Source organism: Labrys sp. ALF-8 (assembly GCF_059699065.1).
Genome location: NZ_AP048537.1, coordinates 2,722,479 through 2,741,854 on the forward strand (window position 1 = coordinate 2,722,479; position 19,376 = coordinate 2,741,854).

General features: G+C 63.8%; 20 protein-coding genes. 7 read left to right on the forward strand and 13 right to left on the reverse strand.

Translation table 11 applies throughout. The annotated features are described in order from the left end of the window. Positions 1 to 12: 12 nt before the first annotated feature. The 13 genes from AC6H34_RS12545 to hisB all read right to left on the reverse strand — a co-directional run bounded on the left by AC6H34_RS12545 (position 13) and on the right by hisB (position 11,238). A complete protein-coding gene (locus tag AC6H34_RS12545) occupies positions 13 to 768 on the reverse strand; it encodes an HAD-IIB family hydrolase (RefSeq protein WP_448149653.1) in 756 nt (251 codons plus the stop codon). 129 nt (positions 769 to 897) lie between these two features. Beyond that, positions 898 to 1,659, reverse strand: a complete 762-nt coding sequence (locus AC6H34_RS12550) for an ATP-binding cassette domain-containing protein (protein WP_497539024.1) — start codon at positions 1,657 to 1,659, stop codon at positions 898 to 900. A gap of 4 nt (positions 1,660 to 1,663) precedes the next feature. Further along, the gene (locus AC6H34_RS12555; protein WP_497539025.1) at positions 1,664 to 2,650 is read right to left on the reverse strand and encodes an ABC transporter permease; all 987 of its coding nucleotides are present in this window, start codon (positions 2,648 to 2,650) and stop codon (positions 1,664 to 1,666) included. Between the two features lie 82 nt (positions 2,651 to 2,732). Next, complete coding sequence (locus AC6H34_RS12560) at positions 2,733 to 3,638, reverse strand: substrate-binding domain-containing protein (RefSeq protein ID WP_497539884.1); 906 nt, start codon at positions 3,636 to 3,638, stop codon at positions 2,733 to 2,735. A 384-nt stretch (positions 3,639 to 4,022) separates the two neighbouring features. Next, the gene (locus AC6H34_RS12565; protein WP_497539026.1) at positions 4,023 to 5,252 is read right to left on the reverse strand and encodes an argininosuccinate synthase; all 1,230 of its coding nucleotides are present in this window, start codon (positions 5,250 to 5,252) and stop codon (positions 4,023 to 4,025) included. A 90-nt stretch (positions 5,253 to 5,342) separates the two neighbouring features. Next, complete coding sequence (locus tag AC6H34_RS12570) at positions 5,343 to 6,212, reverse strand: phosphatase PAP2 family protein (RefSeq protein WP_497539027.1); 870 nt, start codon at positions 6,210 to 6,212, stop codon at positions 5,343 to 5,345. 125 nt (positions 6,213 to 6,337) lie between these two features. Next, positions 6,338 to 7,291 carry a type I pantothenate kinase gene (gene coaA / locus AC6H34_RS12575; RefSeq protein ID WP_448149648.1) on the reverse strand — a complete coding sequence of 318 codons (954 nt, stop codon included), beginning with the start codon at positions 7,289 to 7,291 and terminating at the stop codon, positions 6,338 to 6,340. 32 nt (positions 7,292 to 7,323) lie between these two features. After that, a complete protein-coding gene (locus tag AC6H34_RS12580; protein WP_448149647.1) occupies positions 7,324 to 7,641 on the reverse strand; it encodes a phosphoribosyl-ATP diphosphatase in 318 nt (105 codons plus the stop codon). Between the two features lie 79 nt (positions 7,642 to 7,720). Beyond that, entirely contained in the window at positions 7,721 to 8,521 is an 801-nt protein-coding gene (hisF, locus tag AC6H34_RS12585) for an imidazole glycerol phosphate synthase subunit HisF (RefSeq protein ID WP_448149646.1), read from the reverse strand. A gap of 135 nt (positions 8,522 to 8,656) precedes the next feature. Next, positions 8,657 to 9,397 carry a 1-(5-phosphoribosyl)-5-[(5-phosphoribosylamino)methylideneamino]imidazole-4-carboxamide isomerase gene (gene hisA / locus AC6H34_RS12590; protein ID WP_448149645.1) on the reverse strand — a complete coding sequence of 247 codons (741 nt, stop codon included), beginning with the start codon at positions 9,395 to 9,397 and terminating at the stop codon, positions 8,657 to 8,659. Further along, complete coding sequence (gene hisH, locus AC6H34_RS12595) at positions 9,385 to 10,035, reverse strand: imidazole glycerol phosphate synthase subunit HisH (protein WP_448149644.1); 651 nt, start codon at positions 10,033 to 10,035, stop codon at positions 9,385 to 9,387. The genes hisA and hisH overlap by 13 nt, the downstream gene beginning before the upstream one ends. Next, positions 10,032 to 10,535: a DUF2628 domain-containing protein gene (locus AC6H34_RS12600; RefSeq protein ID WP_497539028.1), complete on the reverse strand. Its 504-nt coding sequence runs from the start codon at positions 10,533 to 10,535 to the stop codon at positions 10,032 to 10,034. Before AC6H34_RS12600 ends, hisH begins: the two co-directional genes overlap by 4 nt. Before the next feature lie 112 nt (positions 10,536 to 10,647). Next, a complete protein-coding gene (hisB, locus tag AC6H34_RS12605) occupies positions 10,648 to 11,238 on the reverse strand; it encodes an imidazoleglycerol-phosphate dehydratase HisB (RefSeq protein ID WP_497539029.1) in 591 nt (196 codons plus the stop codon). A gap of 271 nt (positions 11,239 to 11,509) precedes the next feature. Here hisB and AC6H34_RS12610 point away from each other — a divergent pair, with 271 nt between their 5' ends. The 7 genes from AC6H34_RS12610 (at position 11,510) to AC6H34_RS12640 (ending at position 19,375) form a co-directional block, all read left to right on the forward strand. Continuing rightward, on the forward strand, positions 11,510 to 12,712 hold the full coding sequence (locus AC6H34_RS12610) for a serpin family protein (protein WP_497539030.1): 1,203 nt from the start codon (positions 11,510 to 11,512) through the stop codon (positions 12,710 to 12,712). A 99-nt stretch (positions 12,713 to 12,811) separates the two neighbouring features. Beyond that, entirely contained in the window at positions 12,812 to 14,017 is a 1,206-nt protein-coding gene (locus tag AC6H34_RS12615; protein WP_497539031.1) for a multidrug effflux MFS transporter, read from the forward strand. 50 nt (positions 14,018 to 14,067) lie between these two features. Beyond that, positions 14,068 to 15,009 (forward strand): glutathione synthase, encoded by a 942-nt coding sequence (gene gshB, locus AC6H34_RS12620; RefSeq protein ID WP_497539032.1) that lies wholly within the window; start codon positions 14,068 to 14,070, stop codon positions 15,007 to 15,009. A 161-nt stretch (positions 15,010 to 15,170) separates the two neighbouring features. Further along, positions 15,171 to 15,497: a DUF2853 family protein gene (locus AC6H34_RS12625; RefSeq protein WP_497539885.1), complete on the forward strand. Its 327-nt coding sequence runs from the start codon at positions 15,171 to 15,173 to the stop codon at positions 15,495 to 15,497. A 255-nt stretch (positions 15,498 to 15,752) separates the two neighbouring features. Then, complete coding sequence (locus tag AC6H34_RS12630) at positions 15,753 to 17,354, forward strand: ABC transporter substrate-binding protein (protein ID WP_448149638.1); 1,602 nt, start codon at positions 15,753 to 15,755, stop codon at positions 17,352 to 17,354. Between the two features lie 79 nt (positions 17,355 to 17,433). After that, on the forward strand, positions 17,434 to 18,453 hold the full coding sequence (locus tag AC6H34_RS12635) for an ABC transporter permease subunit (protein ID WP_497539033.1): 1,020 nt from the start codon (positions 17,434 to 17,436) through the stop codon (positions 18,451 to 18,453). Continuing rightward, entirely contained in the window at positions 18,443 to 19,375 is a 933-nt protein-coding gene (locus AC6H34_RS12640; RefSeq protein ID WP_497539034.1) for an ABC transporter permease, read from the forward strand. Before AC6H34_RS12635 ends, AC6H34_RS12640 begins: the two co-directional genes overlap by 11 nt. Position 19,376: the final 1 nt, after the last annotated feature.

Below are 19,376 nucleotides of genomic sequence, written 5' to 3' on the forward strand. Positions count from 1 at the left end.
GCGCCCGAAGCCTCATACAGCTCCGCCGAGGCAGGAGACGATGGTCTCGATCACGCGCTTGGTTTCCTCCGGATCGCGCACGCGGATCGAATCGACGCCAGCCTCCTTTGCTGCATAGTCGTTGCCGCCGGGAAAGAGGGCGTCGCCAGCGAAAATCATTTCCTCGATGGCGATGCCGAGGCGGTCGCGCAACTTGCGGATACCATAGGCCTTGTCGATGCCCTGGCGCGTCACGTCGATGGAGGTCGCGCCGCCCATGCGTACGGAGAAGTCCGGCAGCGACTTGTCGAGGTAGCCCTTGAGGATCGTCCGCTTCCTGAAATCGGGATCCCATTCGTGCTTTTCCTTGAGCGGCGCCTCCTGACCAAGGGCGGACATGGTGATCTGGCTGCCACGATCCTCGATGCGTTGGCCCCATATACGCTCCGGCTTGAAGCCGGATTGCTCGAAAGCCGCGTCGAGCGCCGCGATGATGCGCTGCCGGTCTTCGGGCGAAAGATCCTCGCGGTAGACCGGTTTCCACGCGCCATCGTCATGGCTGAAAAACTTGGTGCCGCAGGTCGGCAGGAGATGCAGGCGGTCGAAGCGGTCGCCCTGCTCAAGGTTCGAGAGGAACTGCTTCTCGAATTGCGGCCAGTCGCCTCCCGAGATCACGGCCACCTGCGCGACGGCGAGCAGCTTGCCGAGAAGGGCGGACATCTCCGCATCGATGGCGGACTTGCTCAGCGCCAGCGTGCCGTCGAGGTCGAAAATGACGAGTTTCTTCATGGGGGCTCCTGACATTCCGAGCCTCTTTTAAACGCTGCCGCGAGATTGTCAGGTACCAAAATTTGTGTAGCGGGAGGCGGGAGGTGCCGAAAGGTGAACGCCGAAGGGAGGTAGGCTTCAATTGCGCCTTCAGTGATCCATTCCCGTGATCACCCGCTCCACCGCTTCGACCGTGGTCTTTTTCGGATCGATATCGTCGGCGACGACGCGTCCGCGGCGCATCACCACGATGCGGTCGACCACCTGGAAGACGTGATGGATGTTGTGGGCGATGAAGATGCAGGAATGGCCGGAATCGCGGGCATTGCGTACGAAGTTGAGCACGCCCTGCGTTTCCGCCACCCCGAGATTGTTGGTGGGCTCGTCGAGGATGATGAGGTCGCTGTCGAAATGCATGGCCCGCGCGATGGCCACGGCCTGCCGCTCGCCGCCCGAGAGGGAGCCGATCGGCGTGGAGGGCGAGATGTTCTTGGTGATGCCGACCTTCCGCAGGAGGGCACGGGCCACTTCGCTCATCTTGTCGTGGTCCAGGCGATTGAGGAAGCGCGGGCCCCTGATCGGTTCGCGGCCCAGAAAGAGGTTCCGGGCAATGGAAAGCTGGGGCACCAGTGCGGAGTCCTGATAGATCGTCTCGATGCCCTGCGCGATGGCATCGGTGGTGGAGCGCATGTCCACCTTCCGGCCACGGATGTAGATCTCGCCGGAGGTGGCCGGCACCGCCCCCGACAGGATCTTGATCAGTGTCGACTTGCCGGCACCGTTGTCGCCCAGCAGCCCGACGATCTCCCGCCTCTTCACCGTCAGCGTCACGTCCTCGATGGCGCGGATGCGACCATAGGACTTGGCGATGTGCTGCATGCGGACGAGTTCTTCGGCCGAATCTGCGATCATTGGCTCACGTCCCTTCCTGGTGCCGGCGGTCCAGCCATGAATGCAGCGCCATCATGCCGAGGATAATCGCCCCGATGAAGATATTGTAGGCAAGGCCCGGCACACCGATCAGGACGATGCCGTTGCGCATCACTCGCAGGATGAAGATGCCGAGCACGGTGCCGATGATGGTGCCGCGCCCACCCGTGAGTGCCGTGCCTCCGATCACCACCATGGCGATCACTTCCAGTTCATAGCCGGTGCCCGAATTGGGATTGGCCGAGGACGTGCGGATCGAGGAGATCACGCCGGCAAGCGTCGCCAGCACCGAGCACAGGATGAAGAGACAGATCTTGGTGCGTTCCACGTTGACGCCGCGCGCCCGCGCGGCGAGCGGATTGCCGCCCGAAGCCTGGATCCAGTTGCCGGCCTTGGTCTGGGTCAGGATATAGCCGAGCGCGATGGCGGCAAGGGCGAACCAGAACAGCGACATGTAGACCCGGAAACCACCGATATAGAATGTTCCGACCAGGATGTTGGCAAGCGGCAGGTCGCCCGCATTCCAGGTGCGCTGGGGAAAGCCGTTGGTGACGAAGAGGGCCGTGCCGCGTACCACGAGAAGCATGCCCAGGGTCACGAGGAAGGATGGGATCTTCAGCCGGGTTACGAACAGCCCGTTGACCAGGCCGATCAGGGCGGCGACCACGAGGGCGACCATGAAGGCGATGCCCAACGAGGTCGCGCCGCTGTTGTAGAGAGTCCACATCAGCACGGGTGAGAAGCCGAACAGTGAACCGACGGACAGGTCGAATTCGCCCGACGTCATCAACAGGGTCATGGCCAGGGCGATCAGCCCAAGCTCGACGGTGAAGGCCAGGATGTTGCTGATGTTGTCGGCCGACAGGAAGTCGGGATTGATGGCGGTGAAGACGATGAGTTCGAGGATGAGGAGCACGAAGGGCCCGAATTCCGGGCGGGCTATCGCTCGCTGGAGCAATGAACGCTGTTCCACGTGATATCCTAGGCCAGGGGACAAGGGACAAAATATCAATGGAAAAGGGGCGCTCGCCGAAGCTGAGCGCCCCTTTCGAAAACTATTTCTTTCCGCTCAGGATGTCGTCGTAGGACTGCGCGGTGTTCTTTTCGTAGAGCGCGCCGGTGATGACGTTGAAGCCGGGGCGAATGCCGCTTGCGGCCATGTTCGCCATCGACAAGCCGATATAGCTGGTGGCTTGCGGATCCTGCCATTGAGCGGCGTTGACGTAACCGTTGAGCACTTCCTGCGTGGTATCGAGCGAGTTGCCCCAGCCGACGACGGGGATGTCGCCCGGCTTGACGCCAACCTGGTCGAACACGCGCTTGATGCTGCCGGTGGCGAGGTCACCCAGGCCGATGATCGCCTTGATCTTCTTGCGGTTGGTTGTGAGGTAGTCGCTCATGCGGCTGATGACCTCGGCCTGGTCGAGCGTGGTCTCCGTGACTTCCCAGGTGATGTTCAGGGGCTTGAACACGCTGGAGATACCCTGCTCCTCCTGTACGCCATAGGTTGCGCCCGGTACCTCGACCGGCAGCCAGACGAAATCGCCCGACTTCACCAGCTTGTGGTCGACCAGATATTGCGCCCAGGCCGTCCCGAACTTGACGTTGTCGCCGCCGACATAGGCATCGAAGCCGGCCGTCGGATCGGGCGTGTTGAAGTTGATCACGGGGATTTTCTTGGCGTGCGCCTCCTCGACGATCTTGCCGAGGCTCCCGGGATCCGGGCTGGTGGTGACGATACCCGCGGCGCCGGCCGCGATGGCGGCCCGGAAGGCCTCCTGCTGCGAGGCGACGTCGTTGGAGTGGAAGGAGGTGTTCACCGTGTTGCCGGTGTCGGCCGCCCACTGCTTGGCGCCGGCCAGGAAGTAGGTCCAGACCGGATCGGCAGGGCCGCCATGCGATATCCAGTAGAAGGTCTTGGGCGCGGCCTGCGCTAGGGAGAGCGTCGCCGCCAGCGCCATAACGGCGCCAGTGAATAGCAGGACGAGTTTCCTGATCATGGGATTGCCTTGCTCGTGTTCCGATCACCTGGTGACCAACGGATCGAACTATTGCAATCCTCCGACAAGTTTTCAATAAGTAGTTTTTAAATCGTTTGGACTTAACATTTTGGTCTGAATTAGATATTCAAGAATTATGCAATTCAAAGTACTTAATGCATTGCGGTATTTCATGTTGCGGCGCACGATAAATGAGTAAGTTATGCTGTCGCATCGTCTGCCGGCGTTTTCCTCGAGCCCGCTTGATCGGGGCGACGACCCCGCCGGCCCGAAGGCAAAGAAAAAGGCCCCTTCCGGCAGGCGGAAAGGGCCCTGGTATTACGAATACCGGTGGCGGAGTCGGCGTCAGACGCCGAGCTTGCGCTTGCGGCTCCCGAGCGTGCGCAGGCGCAGCGCGTTGAGCTTGATGAAGCCGGCGGCGTCGCGATGGTCGTAGGCCACGGCGCCTTCCTCGAAAGTGACGAGATCCTGGCTGTAGAGCGAATAGGGGCTCTCGCGGCCGATGACGTGCACGCCGCCCTTGTAGAGCTTGAGCCGTACGCTGCCCGTCACCGTTTCCTGGCTCTTGTCGATCAAAGCCTGCAGCATCTCCCGCTCCGGCGAGAACCAGAAGCCGTTATAGATGAGCTCGGCATATTTCGGCATGAGCTCGTCCTTGAGATGCGCGGCGCCGCGGTCGAGGGTGATGCTCTCGATGGCGCGGTGGGCGGGCAGCAGGATGGTGCCGCCGGGCGTCTCGTACATGCCGCGCGACTTCATGCCGACATAGCGGTTCTCGACGAGATCGAGGCGGCCGATGCCGTTGATGCGGCCGAGCTCGTTGAGCTTGGCGAGCAGGGTGGCCGGGCTCATCTTAACGCCGTCGATGGCGACCGCGTCGCCCTTCTCGAAGTCGATGGTGACGACGGTCGGGGTATCCGGCGCCTTCTCCGGGTCGACGGTGCGCGAATAGACGTAGTCCGGCACTTCCACCGCCGGATCCTCCAGCACCTTGCCCTCGGAGGAGCAGTGCAGCAGGTTGGCGTCGACGGAGAACGGAGCCTCGCCGCGCTTGTCCTTCGCGATCGGGATCTGGTTTTCCTCGGCGAACTTGATCAGCGCCTCGCGCGAACGCAGGTCCCATTCGCGCCAAGGGGCAATGATGGTGACGTCGGGCTTTAGGGCATAGTAGCCCAACTCGAAGCGCACCTGGTCGTTGCCCTTGCCGGTGGCGCCGTGGCAGACGGCGTCGGCGCCGACCTTCTCGGCGATCTCGATCTGCTTCTTGGCGATCAGCGGGCGCGCGATGGAGGTGCCGAGCAGGTAGACGCCTTCATACTGGGCATTGGCACGGAACATCGGGAAGACGTAGTCGCGCACGAATTCCTCGCGCACGTCCTCGATGAAGATGTTTTCCGGCTTGATGCCGAGCAGCAGCGCCTTCTGGCGCGCCGGCTCCAGTTCTTCGCCCTGGCCGAGATCGGCGGTGAAGGTCACGACTTCGCAGTTGTAGGTGGTCTGCAGCCATTTCAGGATGATGGAGGTGTCGAGGCCGCCGGAATAGGCAAGCACCACCTTCTTGACAGTTTTGGACATCGAGGCGCCTTAACGTGGAATTTCGCCGGAAGAAATCCGGCGGGGGAAAATCGCGCGCGACTATAGCCAGCCGGCGTCACAAAACAAGGCTCAGCGCCCGTAAATGACCGCCGGCTCGTCCGCCCGTTCCCAGCCGACCACGGTGACGCTGCCGAGCGTCGGGGAGAAGGACGGCGTGTCGAGTGCGGACCGAGCCGGGCGCACCAGCCAGCGCGGATGCCGCTGCAGCCACGGCAACCGGGCATGTAGGCTGAAGGCGAGTTGCCTGATATCCTGTTCCAGGACCCCTTCGCGGCCATAGCGCCAGCGCCGGCTATGAAAGAGCGTCATGAACGAGGCCGCGACGAATTGCGTCAGCAGCACCGCGAAGACGATGTCCGACAGGAAATGGCCGCCGAAGGCGAGGCGGAGATAGGCCACGATCAGGGTGAAGACTATGCCGAGGATGACGGCAGAAGCCGCGTAGGCGGCCGGGACCAGAACGACGATGCCGGCGGCGGCGGTTGCAGCGGCGACTTCGCCGGAGGCGAAGGAGCAGTTGGTGCGGCAGCCGCCCGACCTGTCCCACCAGGGCTTGAACGCGCCGGTACCGCCGAACTCGCTTACCTGGACAGGGCGAGGGCGGTGCCAGTGCTCCTTGAGCACGACATTGACGAGAAGGCCCGGACCGAGCGCGAAGGTCAGCAGAATGGCGGCGAGGCACCGGGCGTCCAGGCCGCTGCGCCGGCGGGGATCGGCCAAGGGGGCCGCAAGCGCCAGAAGACAGGCGAGGAAGACGATCAGCGGCAGCCACTGTCCGATCTGGCGCAGCGTGACCGCAAGCGCACTCGACTTGAGCAGGAAGCCGTCGGCAGCGAAAGGCAGGGTGACGTCAAGGTCGATGGCGGGCAGGAGACCGAACAGCAGTGCGGCGCAGATGATGAGGCTGGCGATCAGGACGAGGCAGCGCAACCCCTTCATTCAGGCACCTTCCGAAACCGCAAGACATGCCGGCAAGGAAGCCGACGCAGGCATTCAACTGCCTGCGTTATATTTCAGAGGTGTTACGGTTTTGTGCCGTTTTGATGTGAGTCACAGGCGGTGGCTCACAGCTTGCGCAGGGAGACCTGTTCGATGCCGTGGCTGTTGCCCTTGCGCAGGATCAGGTCCGCGCGCGGGCGGGTGGGCAGGATGTTCTCGATCAGGTTGGGCTGATTGATGCGGCCCCATAGGCCCAAGGCCGTCTCCAGCGCCTCCGCTTCGGTGAGATCGGCATATTTGCGAAAGAAGGAGAGTGGGTTTCTGAAGGCGGTTTCGCGCAGCGTCATGAAGCGCTCGACATACCAGCGGCGCAGCAAGGCTTCCTCGGCATCGAGATAGACGGCGAAGTCGAAGAAGTCCGAGACGAAGGGGACTGCTTTGCCGTCGCGGGGAAGCCGCGCCGGCTGCAATACGTTCAGCCCTTCCACGATGAGGATGTCGGGCTGGTCCACCGTGACGATCTCGCCGGGCACGACGTCGTAGACGAGATGGGAGTAGACCGGCGCGGTGACCTTGGCCTGGCCGGCCTTGATGTCGGCGAGGAAGCGCAGCAGGCGCTGTGTGTCGTAGCTCTCCGGGAAACCCTTTCGCTCCATCAGCCCGTTTTCGCGGAGGAAGGCGTTGGGAAAGAGGAAGCCGTCGGTGGTGATGAGATCGACCTTCGGCGTATTCGGCCAGCGGGTCAGCAATTGCCTCAGCACGCGGGCGGTGGTCGACTTGCCCACCGCGACCGAGCCGGCGACGCCGATGAGATAGGGGACCTTGCGCTCATGCGTACCCAGGAAGCGCTGCGTGGCGCGATGCAGGCCCTGCGTGGCGGCGACATACAGCGAAAGCAGGCGCGAGAGCGGCAGGTAGATTTCCTCGACGTCCACCAGCGAGACAGGGTCGTTGAGGGCGCGCAGACGGTCGAGCTCGGCAGCGGTCAGCGTCATCGGCGTGTCAGCGCGCAGCTTGGCCCATTCGCTGCGCGTAAAGACGGAGTAGGGCGACACGGTCGACTTCACGAGCTGATCCATTGCCAATGCTTGTCCCTGACTGAACGCCACCGTCATTTGGGCCTGGCCGCCTTTTCGGCGAGGCCGGACTGGGCGGTGCGCTTCTCGAGTTCCAGCATCACCTCGGCGAGATGGACGTTGCGCGAATGCAACCCCACGAGCAGATGATAGAGCACATCCGCGGCTTCGGCCACGATCGGCCCCTTGTCGCCCTCGGCGAGGGCGATCACCAGCTCGACTGCCTCCTCGCCGAATTTCTTGGCCGCGCGAGGCGGGCCCCCCGCCAGGAGCCGGGCGGTCCAGGATTCTTCCGGCGGCGCCTTTGCGCGCTCGGCCACGCGGGTTTCAAGATCGTCAAGCGAGAAGCTCATCGCGGCAGTCGCCTCGGGTTAAGGATGCACGACGGCGAGGTCGGCGCCAGAGTGTCCTGAAGACATTGCCGGAAAGAGCTCATGCCGCCAGCCCGTTCGTATCGAGGCCGTCGAGCCGCATCGGCAGGCCGGCATGGGCCATGTAGGTCTTGGCCTCGCGGATGGAGAAAGTGCCGAAGTGGAAGATGGAGGCGGCCAGTACGGCGCTGGCATGGCCGTCCCGCACGCCTTCGACGAGATGTTCGAGCGTGCCGACGCCACCGGATGCGATCACCGGCACGCTCACCGCATCCGCGATGGTTCGCGTGAGCTGGATGTCGAAGCCGGCCTTGGTGCCGTCCCGGTCCATCGAGGTGAGCAGCAATTCGCCGGCCCCCAGGGCGACGACCTCGCGCGCGAACTCGACCGCGTCGATGCCCGTCTCGCGCCTTCCGCCATGGGTGAAGATCTCCCAGCGATCGTTCATTCCCGGCGCCGACACCTTTTTGGCGTCGATGGCGACGACGATGCATTGCTGGCCGAACTTCTCCGCGGCACGGGCCACGAACTGCCGGTCGGCGACGGCGGCCGAGTTGATGGAGACCTTGTCTGCACCGGCCAGCAGGAGCTGGCGTATGTCATCGACGGCGCGCACGCCGCCGCCCACGGTCAGCGGCATGAAGCAGGCTTCGGCCGTGCGACGTACAACATCGAGCAGGATGCCGCGCTTCTCATGGGTCGCGGCGATATCGAGGAAGCAGAGCTCGTCGGCACCGGCCGCGTCATAGGCGCGGGCACTCTCCACCGGATCGCCAGCATCACGAAGATCGACGAAATTCACGCCCTTGACGACACGGCCGTCCTTGACGTCGAGACAGGGAATTACACGCGCTTTGAGCATCGGGACTTTGAACCGAATGCGGGACAGCCGGGGCTGTTGCGCCGCACCATGACAGAATTGTTGCGGAAAATCATCTGGGCTTTTCACCCTGTCCTCGAGGCGGAGGGGCGGCGGTTCCGTGCTGCCACGCAGCCATCAGGCTGCCCTCTTCAGTAGGGCCAGCGCCTCCTGCGGATCGAGGCGGTGGTCATAGAGCGCGCGACCGGCGATGGCGCCCTCGAGAAGGGCTGCGTCGGGCTGCATCATGCGTTCGACGTCCGCGATCGATGCGAGGCCGCCAGAGGCGATGACCGGAATGCTGACCGCCCGGGCAAGCGCGAGCGTGCCCTCCCAGTCGATGCCCTTGAGCATGCCGTCGCGAGCGATGTTGGTATAGATGATGGCGGAAACGCCCGCGTCCTCGAAGCGCTTCGCGATCTCCTCGGCGGTGATGGTCGAGACCTCGGCCCAGCCCTCGACGGCAACCAGCCCGTCGCGGGCATCGAGGCCGACGGCGATCTTGCCCGGGAAGGCCCTGGCGGCCTCCTTCACGAAGGCGGGGTCGCGCACGGCGGCCGTGCCGATGATCACTCGGCCGATGCCCTTGTCGAGCCATCCGGAGACCGTCACCATGTCGCGGATGCCACCGCCCAGCTGTACGCGCATGGTGCAGGCGGCGAGGATGCGCTCGACGGCGGCCGAATTCATCGGCTTGCCGGCGAAGGCGCCGTCGAGATCGACGACGTGGAGATCCGTGAAGCCCATCTCCTCGAAGGCGATCGCCTGTTCGGCCGGATCGTCGTTGAAGACGGTGGCCTGCGCCATGTCCCCCTGGATCAGGCGCACGCAGCGCCCTTCCTTGAGATCGATTGCGGGAAAGAGGATCACGGGCGCCACCGGAGGAAATTGGCGATCAGGGCCAGACCCAGCGTCTGGCTCTTCTCGGGATGAAACTGGGTACCCACCATGTTGGCCCGGCCGACCATGGCCGTAACCGGGCCGCCATAGTCGGCCTCCGCGATCACGCTGCCGCGTTCGGTCGCCGCAAGGTGGTAGGAGTGGACGAAATAGGCATGCAGGCCGGAGGGTCCGGTCGGGATGCCCTTCAACAGGTCGTGGCTGCGCGAGACGGCCAGCGTGTTCCACCCCATATGAGGAACCTTGAAGGCGGCATCCTCGGGTTCGATGGCCTTGACGTCGCCACCGATCCAGCCGAGCCCCTCGGTGGTCTCGAATTCGAGACCGCGCTCGGCCATCAACTGCATGCCGACGCAGATGCCGAGAAAGGGCCGGCCACGAGCGATCACCGTGTCGTTGAGAGCCTCGATCATGCCTGGAACGGCAGACAGGCCCCGCTTGCAGTCGGCATAGGCGCCCACACCCGGCAGGACGATGTGATCGGCTCTGGCCACCAGGGCCGGATCGTCGGTGACGTGGATCGCGGTCGCCAGGCCGGCATCGGCGGCGGCACGCTCGAACGCCTTCTGCGCCGAGTGCAGATTGCCTGAGCCGTAGTCGATAATCGCAGCGATCATGGCCGCATCCCCTGCGGTTCGGGAAATACGCCGAGCACGCCGCCATGTCCTTCATGGGGCCGAGTCGGACCGGGCGGCAGGGAGCGTGCCGGCGGCGGCGTGGGCCTTTGCGGCTCGATGATGGTGCGGGTGGCAAAATGGCGCTGCTCGGCCTCGTCGAGCTTGTGGCCCACCGCGATACCCATGAAGCGCCAGCTCTTGCGGCGCAGCGTCCACGCCCGGAGGGCGTTGGCCTCCAGGGAAACGCAGATGCTGAACAGGAGCGACACGATACCCTGCAGGCGTTCGTCGAAATGCAGTGCCCGCGCAATCAGGAGCAGCACGATTTCGGCCAACAGCCAGAACAGGAAGACGAGCCACATCCGTCGCCAGAGCAGCCAGAGCGGGCCGAACAGGAAGGCGCCGATGCTGAAGCCGTCCTTGACGAAAACGGCCTTCCTGGCGGCATCGACCGTGTCCGGCACCGTCGCGGCAGGCTCGAAGACATACCAGCTCGCCATTAGATCGCTCCTCCGGGGTGAGATGAAAAATGGTCTGCTGCAGTGTCGCACAGCCTGCCGATGCGAAGGTGCTGGCCGGTGCAATGCTGCTCCCATCTGACCATTTTCGGCCTCATCCAAGCTTGCCCTTGGTGGTCGGCAGTTCTCCGGCCATGCGCGGATCGATGGCAATGGCGCCGCGCAGCGCACGAGCCAGAGCCTTGAAACAGCTCTCTGCGATGTGGTGCGCGTTGGCCCCGTAGAGATTCTCGATATGCAGCGTCATTCCGGCATTCATCGCGAAGGCCTGGAACCATTCGCGCACCAGTTCGGTGTCGAACGTGCCGATCTTCTCGCGCGGGAATTCGACTTTGAATACCAGGAAGGGCCGGCCGGATATGTCGACGGCGCAGCGCGACAGCGCCTCGTCCATCGGCAGATAGGCATCGGCATAGCGCGTTACGCCCTTGAGATCGCCCAGGGCCTTGCGGACGGCCTGGCCTAGCGCAATGCCAGTGTCCTCGACGGCGTGATGGTCGTCGATGTGCAGGTCGCCCTTGGCTCGCACTGTGATGTCGATCAGGGAATGGCGCGCCAGCTGGTCCAGCATATGGTCGAAGAAACCCACGCCCGTGGCGATGTCGTGCCTGCCCGTGCCGTCGAGCGAGACGGACACGGAGACGGACGTTTCATTGGTGATGCGCTCGATCGACGCGCTGCGCATGGCTTACCTCAACTGGCCGAGTAACGGCGCCTTATAGCGAGGCCGTTCGGTTGGGGAAAGGTGATTGTGCACCGCCATATCTGCGCGATGCCGCCGTTCCGGGGAGGACAGGCAGGATGCCCGCGCGCCCGAAGCCCTCGATACGATTGTGCTCCACGGTACAGTGCAATCATGCCATGATCGCTATCAGGGGTGGCAGCGGGCATGTGTGCCCGCCGAGGAGTTGAGCATGGGCCGGGTTTTGGGGCAGAGGGTGTCCAGGCGGAGGTTGTTGGCATTGGGCGTACTCGCCATGCTGCCCTGGGCCGTGCCGGGGGCGGAAGCGGCAACCAAGGCCAGGAAAGCTGCCGCGCCTCCAGCGGCGACGACCGTCTCGCAGGCATCGGCGCAGCTCGGTTTCGATCTCCTCAGCCAGCTAGGTAGAAGCAAGGGTGCAGGACCCAATACGGTGGTCTCGCCGGCCAGCCTCACCGCCGCCTTTGCCGCGCTCGATCTCGGGGCCAGCCCCAAGTTCCACGCGGCGCTGGTGAAGACCCTGCGCCTTGATGGTGTAAAGGACGGCGGCGATCTCGCGACCTTGCGTGCCTCCCTCCTGCCGCTGCTCGACGGCAGCAAGGCCGAGGGGCCGCTCACCGGCATCAGCGCCGTCTATCTCGATCCGCATGGCAGGCCCAAGCCGGCGGCGCTCGACCAGCTCCGGCAGGCGGGCGTGCAAGCCGAAGTGCGCAGCCTCGCCGACCCCAAGACCATCGACGCCATCAATGCGCTCGTGAAGGAGCGCACCAAGGGCCTGATTCCAACCCTGATCGACGAGCCCCTGCCCAAGGGCGGCCTCGTGGTTCTGAATGCCCTGCATTTCAAGGACGACTGGCGAACGGCGTTCGACCCCTCGCATACCAGCCAGGCCGATTTCCATCGCCTGACCGGCGGTAACGCAAAGGTGGCGATGATGCAGGGTGGGCATGGCCGCTGGCTTTCGCGGCAGGATGACCATTTCGCAGCCGTCGCTCTGCCCTACAAGACCGACGGCTACGACCTCATCCTGCTCACCACCAGGGACAAGCCCGCCGCGCTCGCCGACTTCGCGCCCGTGGCGGGCTGGCTGACGGGCGAGGGGTTCACGGAAAGCGAAGGCACGGTGTCGCTGCCTCGCCTGTCGATCAAGGCAGGCGAGGATCTGCGCGGGAGTCTCGACAGGCTTGGGCTCGACCCAGCCGTGCGCGCGCCGGATGCGCTCAGCGGCTTCCTCGCCGTGCCCCAGAAAATCGACAAGATCATCCAGAGGGTGGCGCTCACGGTCGATGAGAAGGGCACGGAGGCGGCGGCTGCGACCGCGATCACCTCGCGGAGCCTGGCGATGCCGGCGACCTTCACCTTCGTTGCGGACAAGCCCTTCCTGTTCGCCCTGCGCGCCGCGGCCAGCGGGCAGATACTGATGGCCGGCTATATCGGCGACGCCGCGAAGGCGCAGTAGCCGATTGCCAGCCGCTACTTTTGCAGGGGAAAATCGCCGCCTTCCCCTGCGTGCGCGCTTGCCGTATGAAACCCTTCCCCTCCCGATGCGGTTTCCCCGATGCTGCGCCCCGACACCTTCGCCCTGACGGCGCTGCTTGCCTTGATGACGGCACTCGGTCCGCTTTCGACCGACATGTACCTGCCCTCGCTGCCGGCGATAGGCCTTTCCCTCGGGGCTGACATGGCGCAGGTACAGCTGACCCTGTCCGCCTTCCTGCTCGGCTTTGCCGTCGGCCAGGTCTTCTACGGACCCTTCTCCGACAAATATGGCCGCAAGCCATTGCTGCTGGGAGGGCTCTGCCTGTTCATCATCGCCAGCCTCCTATGCATGATCGCACCCAGCATCGATCTGCTGATCGCCGCCCGGTTCCTGCAGGCGGTCGGGGCGGCCGGCCCCATCGTGCTTGCGCGCGCAGTCGTGCGCGACCTCTACGAGGGACCGAAGGCCGCACGCGAACTTGCCCTCATGGGTACGATCATGGGCCTCGTCCCCGCGGCGGCACCGATCATGGGCGGCTATGTGCAGCGCTTTTTCGGCTGGCCGGCGCATTTCGCCATCGCCGCCGCCTGCGGCATCTTTGGTGGCATCGTCATCACCAGGAAGCTCCCGGAGACCGTGAAGGTACGCAACCGCGCGCCGATCTCGGCCCTGGGAATTCTCCGAGGCTTTGCTGCCCTGACCGCCAATCGCGGCTTCGTGGCCTATCTCGCCATGATGGCCTTGGCCTATGGCGGGCTGTTTGCCTACATCTCCGGTTCGAGCTTCGTGCTGCAGGGCATCTATCGGCTCAGCGAGGTTGCGTTCGGCCTTGCATTCGCCATCGGTGTGATCGGCTATATCGGCGGCACGCTCACCGCCCAACGCCTCGTCCCGCGCGTCGGCATCGACAGGACGATCGCCGTGGGCGTGGCATGCCTGGCCGCCGGAGGCCTCGCCATGCTGGCTTTCGTGCTGCTGGGCAGCGGCCATCCTGCCGAAGTGGTGGTGCCGATGATGTTCTATCTCTTCGGCGTCGGCCTCGTGATGCCGCAGGCCATGGCGGGCGCGCTGATGCCCTTCCCGGACCGGGCCGGCAGCGCTTCCTCCTTCTGCGGCTTCGTCCAGATGCTGGGCGGCGCGCTGATCGGCGCTGCGGTCGGCCACTTCCTCGGGGCAAGCGCGCTGCCGCTGCCGGTCGCCATCGCGGCGACGGGCATATGTGCGCTGCTCGTCTTCCTTTTTTCCGGTCCCGCGCGGCGGGCGTCTGTTCCAGTCCGTTCCTGACCTCTATCTACGACCAGTCCCTTCTTTCCAGCATTCAAGGAAATTGCCCGATGAAGCTCAATGTCGCCGTGCAGATGGATCCGATCGAGCGCATCAACATCAAGGGCGATTCCACATTCGCCCTGATGCTCGAGGCGCAGGCGCGCGGCTACGCGCTTTCCGTCTACACGCCCGACACGCTGTCCCAGAGGAACGGCACGGTTTCCGCCATCACCAAACCCGTTACCGTCCAGGACGTCGAGGGCGATCACGTCAGGTCCGGCGCCCCGGCCCGCACCGATCTGTCCACCTTCGACGTCGTGCTGCTGCGCCAGGATCCGCCCTTCGACATGGGCTACGTCACCACGACCCACATCCTGGAGCGCATCCACCCCAAGACCCTCGTGGTGAACGATCCGTTCCATGTCCGCAATGCGCCCGAGAAGATCTTCGTCACGGAATTCCCGGATCTCATGCCCGCGACCCTGATCACCCGCGACAAGGGCGAGATAGAGGCTTTCCGTGCCGAGCATGGCGACATCGTCATGAAGCCGCTCTACGGCAATGGCGGGGCGGCCGTGTTCAAGGTGGCCACGCAGGATCCGAACTTCGGCTCGCTCTACGACCTCTTCGCCTCGATGTCGCGCGAGCCGTGGGTCGTCCAGCATTTCCTGCCGCAGGTGTCGGAGGGCGACAAGCGTATCATCCTGGTCGACGGCGTGGCGGCGGGCGCCGTCAACCGGGTTCCGCAGCCGGGCGACATCCGCTCCAACATGGTGCGCGGCGGCGCGGCGATGCCGACGGACCTGAGCCGGCGGGAGATCGAGATCTGCGAGCGAATCGGCCCTGCCTTGCGCGAGAAAGGGCTGATCTTCACCGGCATCGACGTAATCGATGGTCATCTTACCGAGATCAACGTTACTTCTCCGACAGGGCTGCGTGCAATCAAGCGCCTCGGCGGGCCTGATCTTGCCGCCCAGATCTGGGATGCCATCGAATCCAAGCGCCAATGAGCAAATTTGCAATGCGACCGGGCAGACTTCCGTAAGGAAGGACGTAAATATCGGTAGCGCAGGCGGGGATTTCGTGCCCTTATATTCTCCGCTTGTTTCACCTTGCGAGCAACTGTGTCTGATCGATTGTGCTTTGGGAGGACTCGACGCCGATGGCTGACTTGGCAACCTATGTGACCGACATCAAGAAATACACGTCCAGTGTGAATGAAGCTGCCGTCGCCGGCATCGTGAAACATCTCGGCATCGCCCTGCGCAACCGCGATTCCTCGCTCGTGGCCGGAACCGATCCGGCTGAACTCGCCCGCGTGCGTGACAGTTTCCTCAAGAAGAAGCTCGCACTGACGGAATCCGACAGCAAGCTTGACGCAGAGGTTTCCGCGGTCGTCCAGAAGATGAAGGCGGATACGACGAAATCCCGCGTTACGGTCTATTACCTTCTCGCCGAGCATTACAAGAAGCTCGAACTTTTCGTAAAGCCCGCCTGAGACAGGCGGCCGTCACGGTCATCAAGCCCAAGGGTCGTGACAGGTTATTGCTCCATGAAACCCCGCGGCGGCGCCGCGGGGTTCTTTGTCTTCGATTTTTGATACAAAAATTACAAAGGCTGCGGATTCGTCAGATTCCCGTTGCCGATTGCTCGTAAAAAGGCTTCCATGCGCGTCGAACAGGGCGTTCAGCCCGTTCGGCGCCGGCTGCCGCCCCGAAGCAGGCAGCCCGCCGCACCATGAAGTGGGGATCATATGTCAAAACTGCTGAAGACAGGCCTTCTCGCAGCCGGCTTTGCCGCGCTCTTGAGCACCACCGCCTTGGGTGCTCCCAAGACGCTGGTCTATTGCTCGGAAGGGAGCCCCGAGAATTTTACCCCCGCATTGAACACGACCGGCACCTCGCTGGACGCCGCGCGCCAAGTCTACGACCAGCTCGTGGAATTCACGCCCGGAACGACCAATCTGGAGCCGGCCCTTGCCGAGAAATGGGACGTGTCGGCGGACGGCACCGAGGTCACCTTCCACCTGCGCAAGGGCGTGAAGTGGCAGTCCTACAAGGGCTTCAAGCCATCCCGCGACTTCAACGCCGACGACGTGCTCTTCTCCTTCAATCGCCAGTGGAAGAAGGACCATCCCTATAGCAAGGTCTCGGGCGGCTCCTACGACTACTTCAACGACATGGGCATGCCGGATCTGCTGAAGTCGATCGACAAGGTCGACGACTACACGGTGAAGTTCACGCTCACCAAGCCGAATGCGCCGTTCCTCGCCAATCTGGCCATGGACTTCAGCACCATCCAGTCGGCCGAATATGCCGATTACCTGCTGAAGGCGGGCACGCCGGAGAAGTTCGACCAGGAACCGGTCGGCACCGGTGCTTTCCAATTCGTGGCCTACCAGAAGGATGCGGTAATCCGCTACAAGGCCTTCCCGAACTTCTGGCGCGGCAAGGTCAAGCTCGACAATCTCGTCTTCGCCATCACGCCCGACGCGGCGGCCCGCTATGCCAAGCTGCAGAAGAACGAATGCCAGGTGATGATCGGCCCCAATCCGTCCGATCTCAAGTCGATGCAGGCCAACGGCGATCTCAAGGTCCTCACCAACGAGGGCCTGAACGATATGTACTTCTCCTTCAACACGACGAAGCCTCCGCTCGACAAGAAGGAAGTACGCCAGGCCCTGGCGATGGCGATCAACAAGGACGCGCTGATCGCGGATGTCTATGAAGGCAGCGGCAAGTCGGCCACCACGCTGATCCCCTCCTTCATGCTGGGCTACAACGACAAGATCCCGGAATATGGCTACGATCCGGAGAAGGCCAAGAAGCTGCTGGCCGACGCCGGCGTCAAGACGCCGATCGACATCGATCTGTGGTACATGCCGGTCTATCGCCCGTACAATCCGAACGGCAAGCGCATGGGCGAGCTCATGCAGGCCGATCTCGCCAAGGTCGGCGTCAACGCCAAGCTCGTGACCTATGAGTGGGGCGACTACCGCAAGCGCCTCCAGAACGGCGAGGCCTCCCTCCCGCAGATGGGCTGGACCGGCGACAACGGCGATCCGGACAACTTCTTCTTCCTGTTCGCCTGCGACAGCTCCGGCAAGCCCGTCAGCCAGAACTATCCGCGCTGGTGCAACAAGGACTACAACGAGCACCTCGAGAAGGCTCGCGCCAGCGCCGACAAGGCGGAGCGTGCCAAGCTCTATCAGGAGATGCAGCAGATCACCTTCGACGACGTTCCCTATCTGAACATCGCCCACACCGTGGTCTATACGCCGGTTCGCAAGAACGTCGAAGGGTTCAAGCCCTCGCCGCTCGGCCGCTTCGAGTTCTTCGATACCGACCTGAAGTAATCACCGCTCAGGGCTGCCGGGCTTTAATCGGTTCGGCAGCCTTTTTGTATCCTGTTTTCTTGTAGATCCGCGAGCGCCCATGCTGACCTTCCTGCTCAAGCGTGTCGCCCAGACCATTCCGACCTTCATCGCCCTGATCGCCCTGGCCTTCTTCGCCATCCGGCTGGTGCCGGGCGACCCGGTGGAGGTTCGTGTCGGTGAACGAGGCATCTCGCCCGAGCGCCTCGCCGAGTTCCGGCACCAGCTCGGCCTCGACCAGCCCGTCTATGCTCAGTTCGGCCGCTATCTCTGGCAGCTCCTGCATGGTGATTTCGGCACGTCCATCGTCACGCAAAGGCCTGTGCTGAGCGAGTTCTTCACCCTCTTTCCGGCTACGATCGAATTGTCGTTCGCGGCGATGATCTTTGCCGTCGGCATCGGCATCCCCTTCGGAATCCTCGCAGCCCTGCAGCGCGGGAAGGTCGCGGATTACGTCGCCACCGCGCTGGCCGTGTTCGGCAACTCCATGCCCATCTTCTGGTGGGGCATCCTCCTCATCCTGCTGGTCTCGCTCAAGCTCGACCTCACGCCCGTCGGGGGACGCATCGACAACATCAACTATTTCTTCGATCCCGACAGCAGCACCAACTTCATGCTGTGGGACAGCGTCTGGTCCGATCAGGAGGGAGCGTTCTGGTCGGCCGTCTCGCATCTCATCCTGCCGGCCATCGTGCTCGGCACCATTCCGCTCGCCGTGATCATGCGCGTCACGCGCTCGGCCATGCTGGAAGTGCTGAATGAGGATTATGTCCGCACCGCCAGGGCGAAGGGCCTTTCGCCCCTTCGGGTGATCGGCCTGCATGCCCTGCGCAACGCCATGATTCCCATCATCACGATCATCGGCCTGATGGTCGGCTCGCTCTTCGCGGGCGCCGTCCAGACCGAAACGGTTTTCTCATGGCCGGGCGTCGGCAAATGGCTGATCGATTCCTTCTCCCGCCGCGATTATCCCGCGCTGCAGGGCGGGATCCTGATCATCGCCATCCTGGTCACCTTCATCAATCTCGGCGTCGACCTGCTCTACGGCGTCATCAATCCAAGGATTCGCCATGGCCGCTGACACGCAAGCCTCGGCGGCAGTCGCTGCGGGTCAGCCTTCCTCCGCCGTCGCCGAGATCTGGCATTCTCTCAAGCAGAACAAGGGTGCGGTTGCCGGGCTCGTGGTGCTCGTCCTGATCGTGCTCGTCGCGATCTTCGCCCCCGTCCTGGCCCCCTACGCACCCTACAACGCGCCCGGCTGGCCTGACGCGGGCCACCCCGGCCACGTCGGCCAGCCGCCCGCCTGGGTCGAGGGCGGCAGCTGGGACTTCGTCCTCGGTACCGACAAGACCGGCGGGCGCGACGTTCTCTCCCGCCTCATCTACGGCGCCCGCTATTCGCTCGGCATCGGCCTCACCGTGATGCTGGTCTCCATGGTGATCGGCTCGATCCTCGGCCTGCTGGCGGCCTATATCGGTGGCTGGTTCGATTTCGGCCTGATGCGCCTCATGGACATGATCATGTCCATCCCGGACTTGGTGCTGTCGATGGTAATCGTCGCCATCCTCGAGCCGGGCCTGGGACCCACCGTGGCCGCCATCACCATCGTCTTCCTGCCGCGCTACGTGCGTATCGTCAGGGCGGCCGCGCTGGCCGAACTGTCGAAGGACTATGTCACGGCCGCCAAGGTCGTCGGCGTGAAGCCGCTGCGGCTGCTGTTCCGCACCATCCTGCCCAATTGCACCGCACCGCTGATCGTGCAGGCCACGCTCGGCGTGTCCGACGCCATTCTCCAGGCCGCAGCTCTCGGCTTCCTCGGCATGGGCGCGCAGCCGCCGATCCCGGAATGGGGCGCCATGCTGTCCGACGTGCGCCAGGAGATCCAGAGCGCGCCATGGCTCGCCATCGCGCCCGGCGTCTGCATCCTCGTCACCGTGGTGGCGATCAACCTGTTCGGCGACGGATTGCGCGACGCCCTCGACCCCAAGCTGAAGAGGTCCTGAC

Bases quoted from the DNA above. Each gene is read 5' to 3' on its own strand.
- gshB (WP_497539032.1), top strand. From the start codon at position 14,068: ATGAAGCTCAATGTCGCCGTGCAGATGGATCCGATCGAGCGCATCAAC.
- AC6H34_RS12630 (WP_448149638.1), top strand. From the start codon at position 15,753: ATGTCAAAACTGCTGAAGACAGGCCTTCTCGCAGCCGGCTTTGCCGCG.
- AC6H34_RS12550 (WP_497539024.1), bottom strand. From the start codon at position 1,659: ATGATCGCAGATTCGGCCGAAGAACTCGTCCGCATGCAGCACATCGCC.
- AC6H34_RS12570 (WP_497539027.1), bottom strand. From the start codon at position 6,212: ATGAAGGGGTTGCGCTGCCTCGTCCTGATCGCCAGCCTCATCATCTGC.
- AC6H34_RS12640 (WP_497539034.1), top strand. From the start codon at position 18,443: ATGGCCGCTGACACGCAAGCCTCGGCGGCAGTCGCTGCGGGTCAGCCT.
- AC6H34_RS12565 (WP_497539026.1), bottom strand. From the start codon at position 5,252: ATGTCCAAAACTGTCAAGAAGGTGGTGCTTGCCTATTCCGGCGGCCTC.
- hisH (WP_448149644.1), bottom strand. From the start codon at position 10,035: ATGATCGCTGCGATTATCGACTACGGCTCAGGCAATCTGCACTCGGCG.
- hisB (WP_497539029.1), bottom strand. From the start codon at position 11,238: ATGCGCAGCGCGTCGATCGAGCGCATCACCAATGAAACGTCCGTCTCC.
- hisF (WP_448149646.1), bottom strand. From the start codon at position 8,521: ATGCTCAAAGCGCGTGTAATTCCCTGTCTCGACGTCAAGGACGGCCGT.
- coaA (WP_448149648.1), bottom strand. From the start codon at position 7,291: ATGGATCAGCTCGTGAAGTCGACCGTGTCGCCCTACTCCGTCTTTACG.
- AC6H34_RS12580 (WP_448149647.1), bottom strand. From the start codon at position 7,641: ATGAGCTTCTCGCTTGACGATCTTGAAACCCGCGTGGCCGAGCGCGCA.
- AC6H34_RS12545 (WP_448149653.1), bottom strand. From the start codon at position 768: ATGAAGAAACTCGTCATTTTCGACCTCGACGGCACGCTGGCGCTGAGC.
- AC6H34_RS12560 (WP_497539884.1), bottom strand. From the start codon at position 3,638: ATGGCGCTGGCGGCGACGCTCTCCCTAGCGCAGGCCGCGCCCAAGACC.
- AC6H34_RS12635 (WP_497539033.1), top strand. From the start codon at position 17,434: ATGCTGACCTTCCTGCTCAAGCGTGTCGCCCAGACCATTCCGACCTTC.
- AC6H34_RS12615 (WP_497539031.1), top strand. From the start codon at position 12,812: ATGCTGCGCCCCGACACCTTCGCCCTGACGGCGCTGCTTGCCTTGATG.
- AC6H34_RS12600 (WP_497539028.1), bottom strand. From the start codon at position 10,535: ATGGCGAGCTGGTATGTCTTCGAGCCTGCCGCGACGGTGCCGGACACG.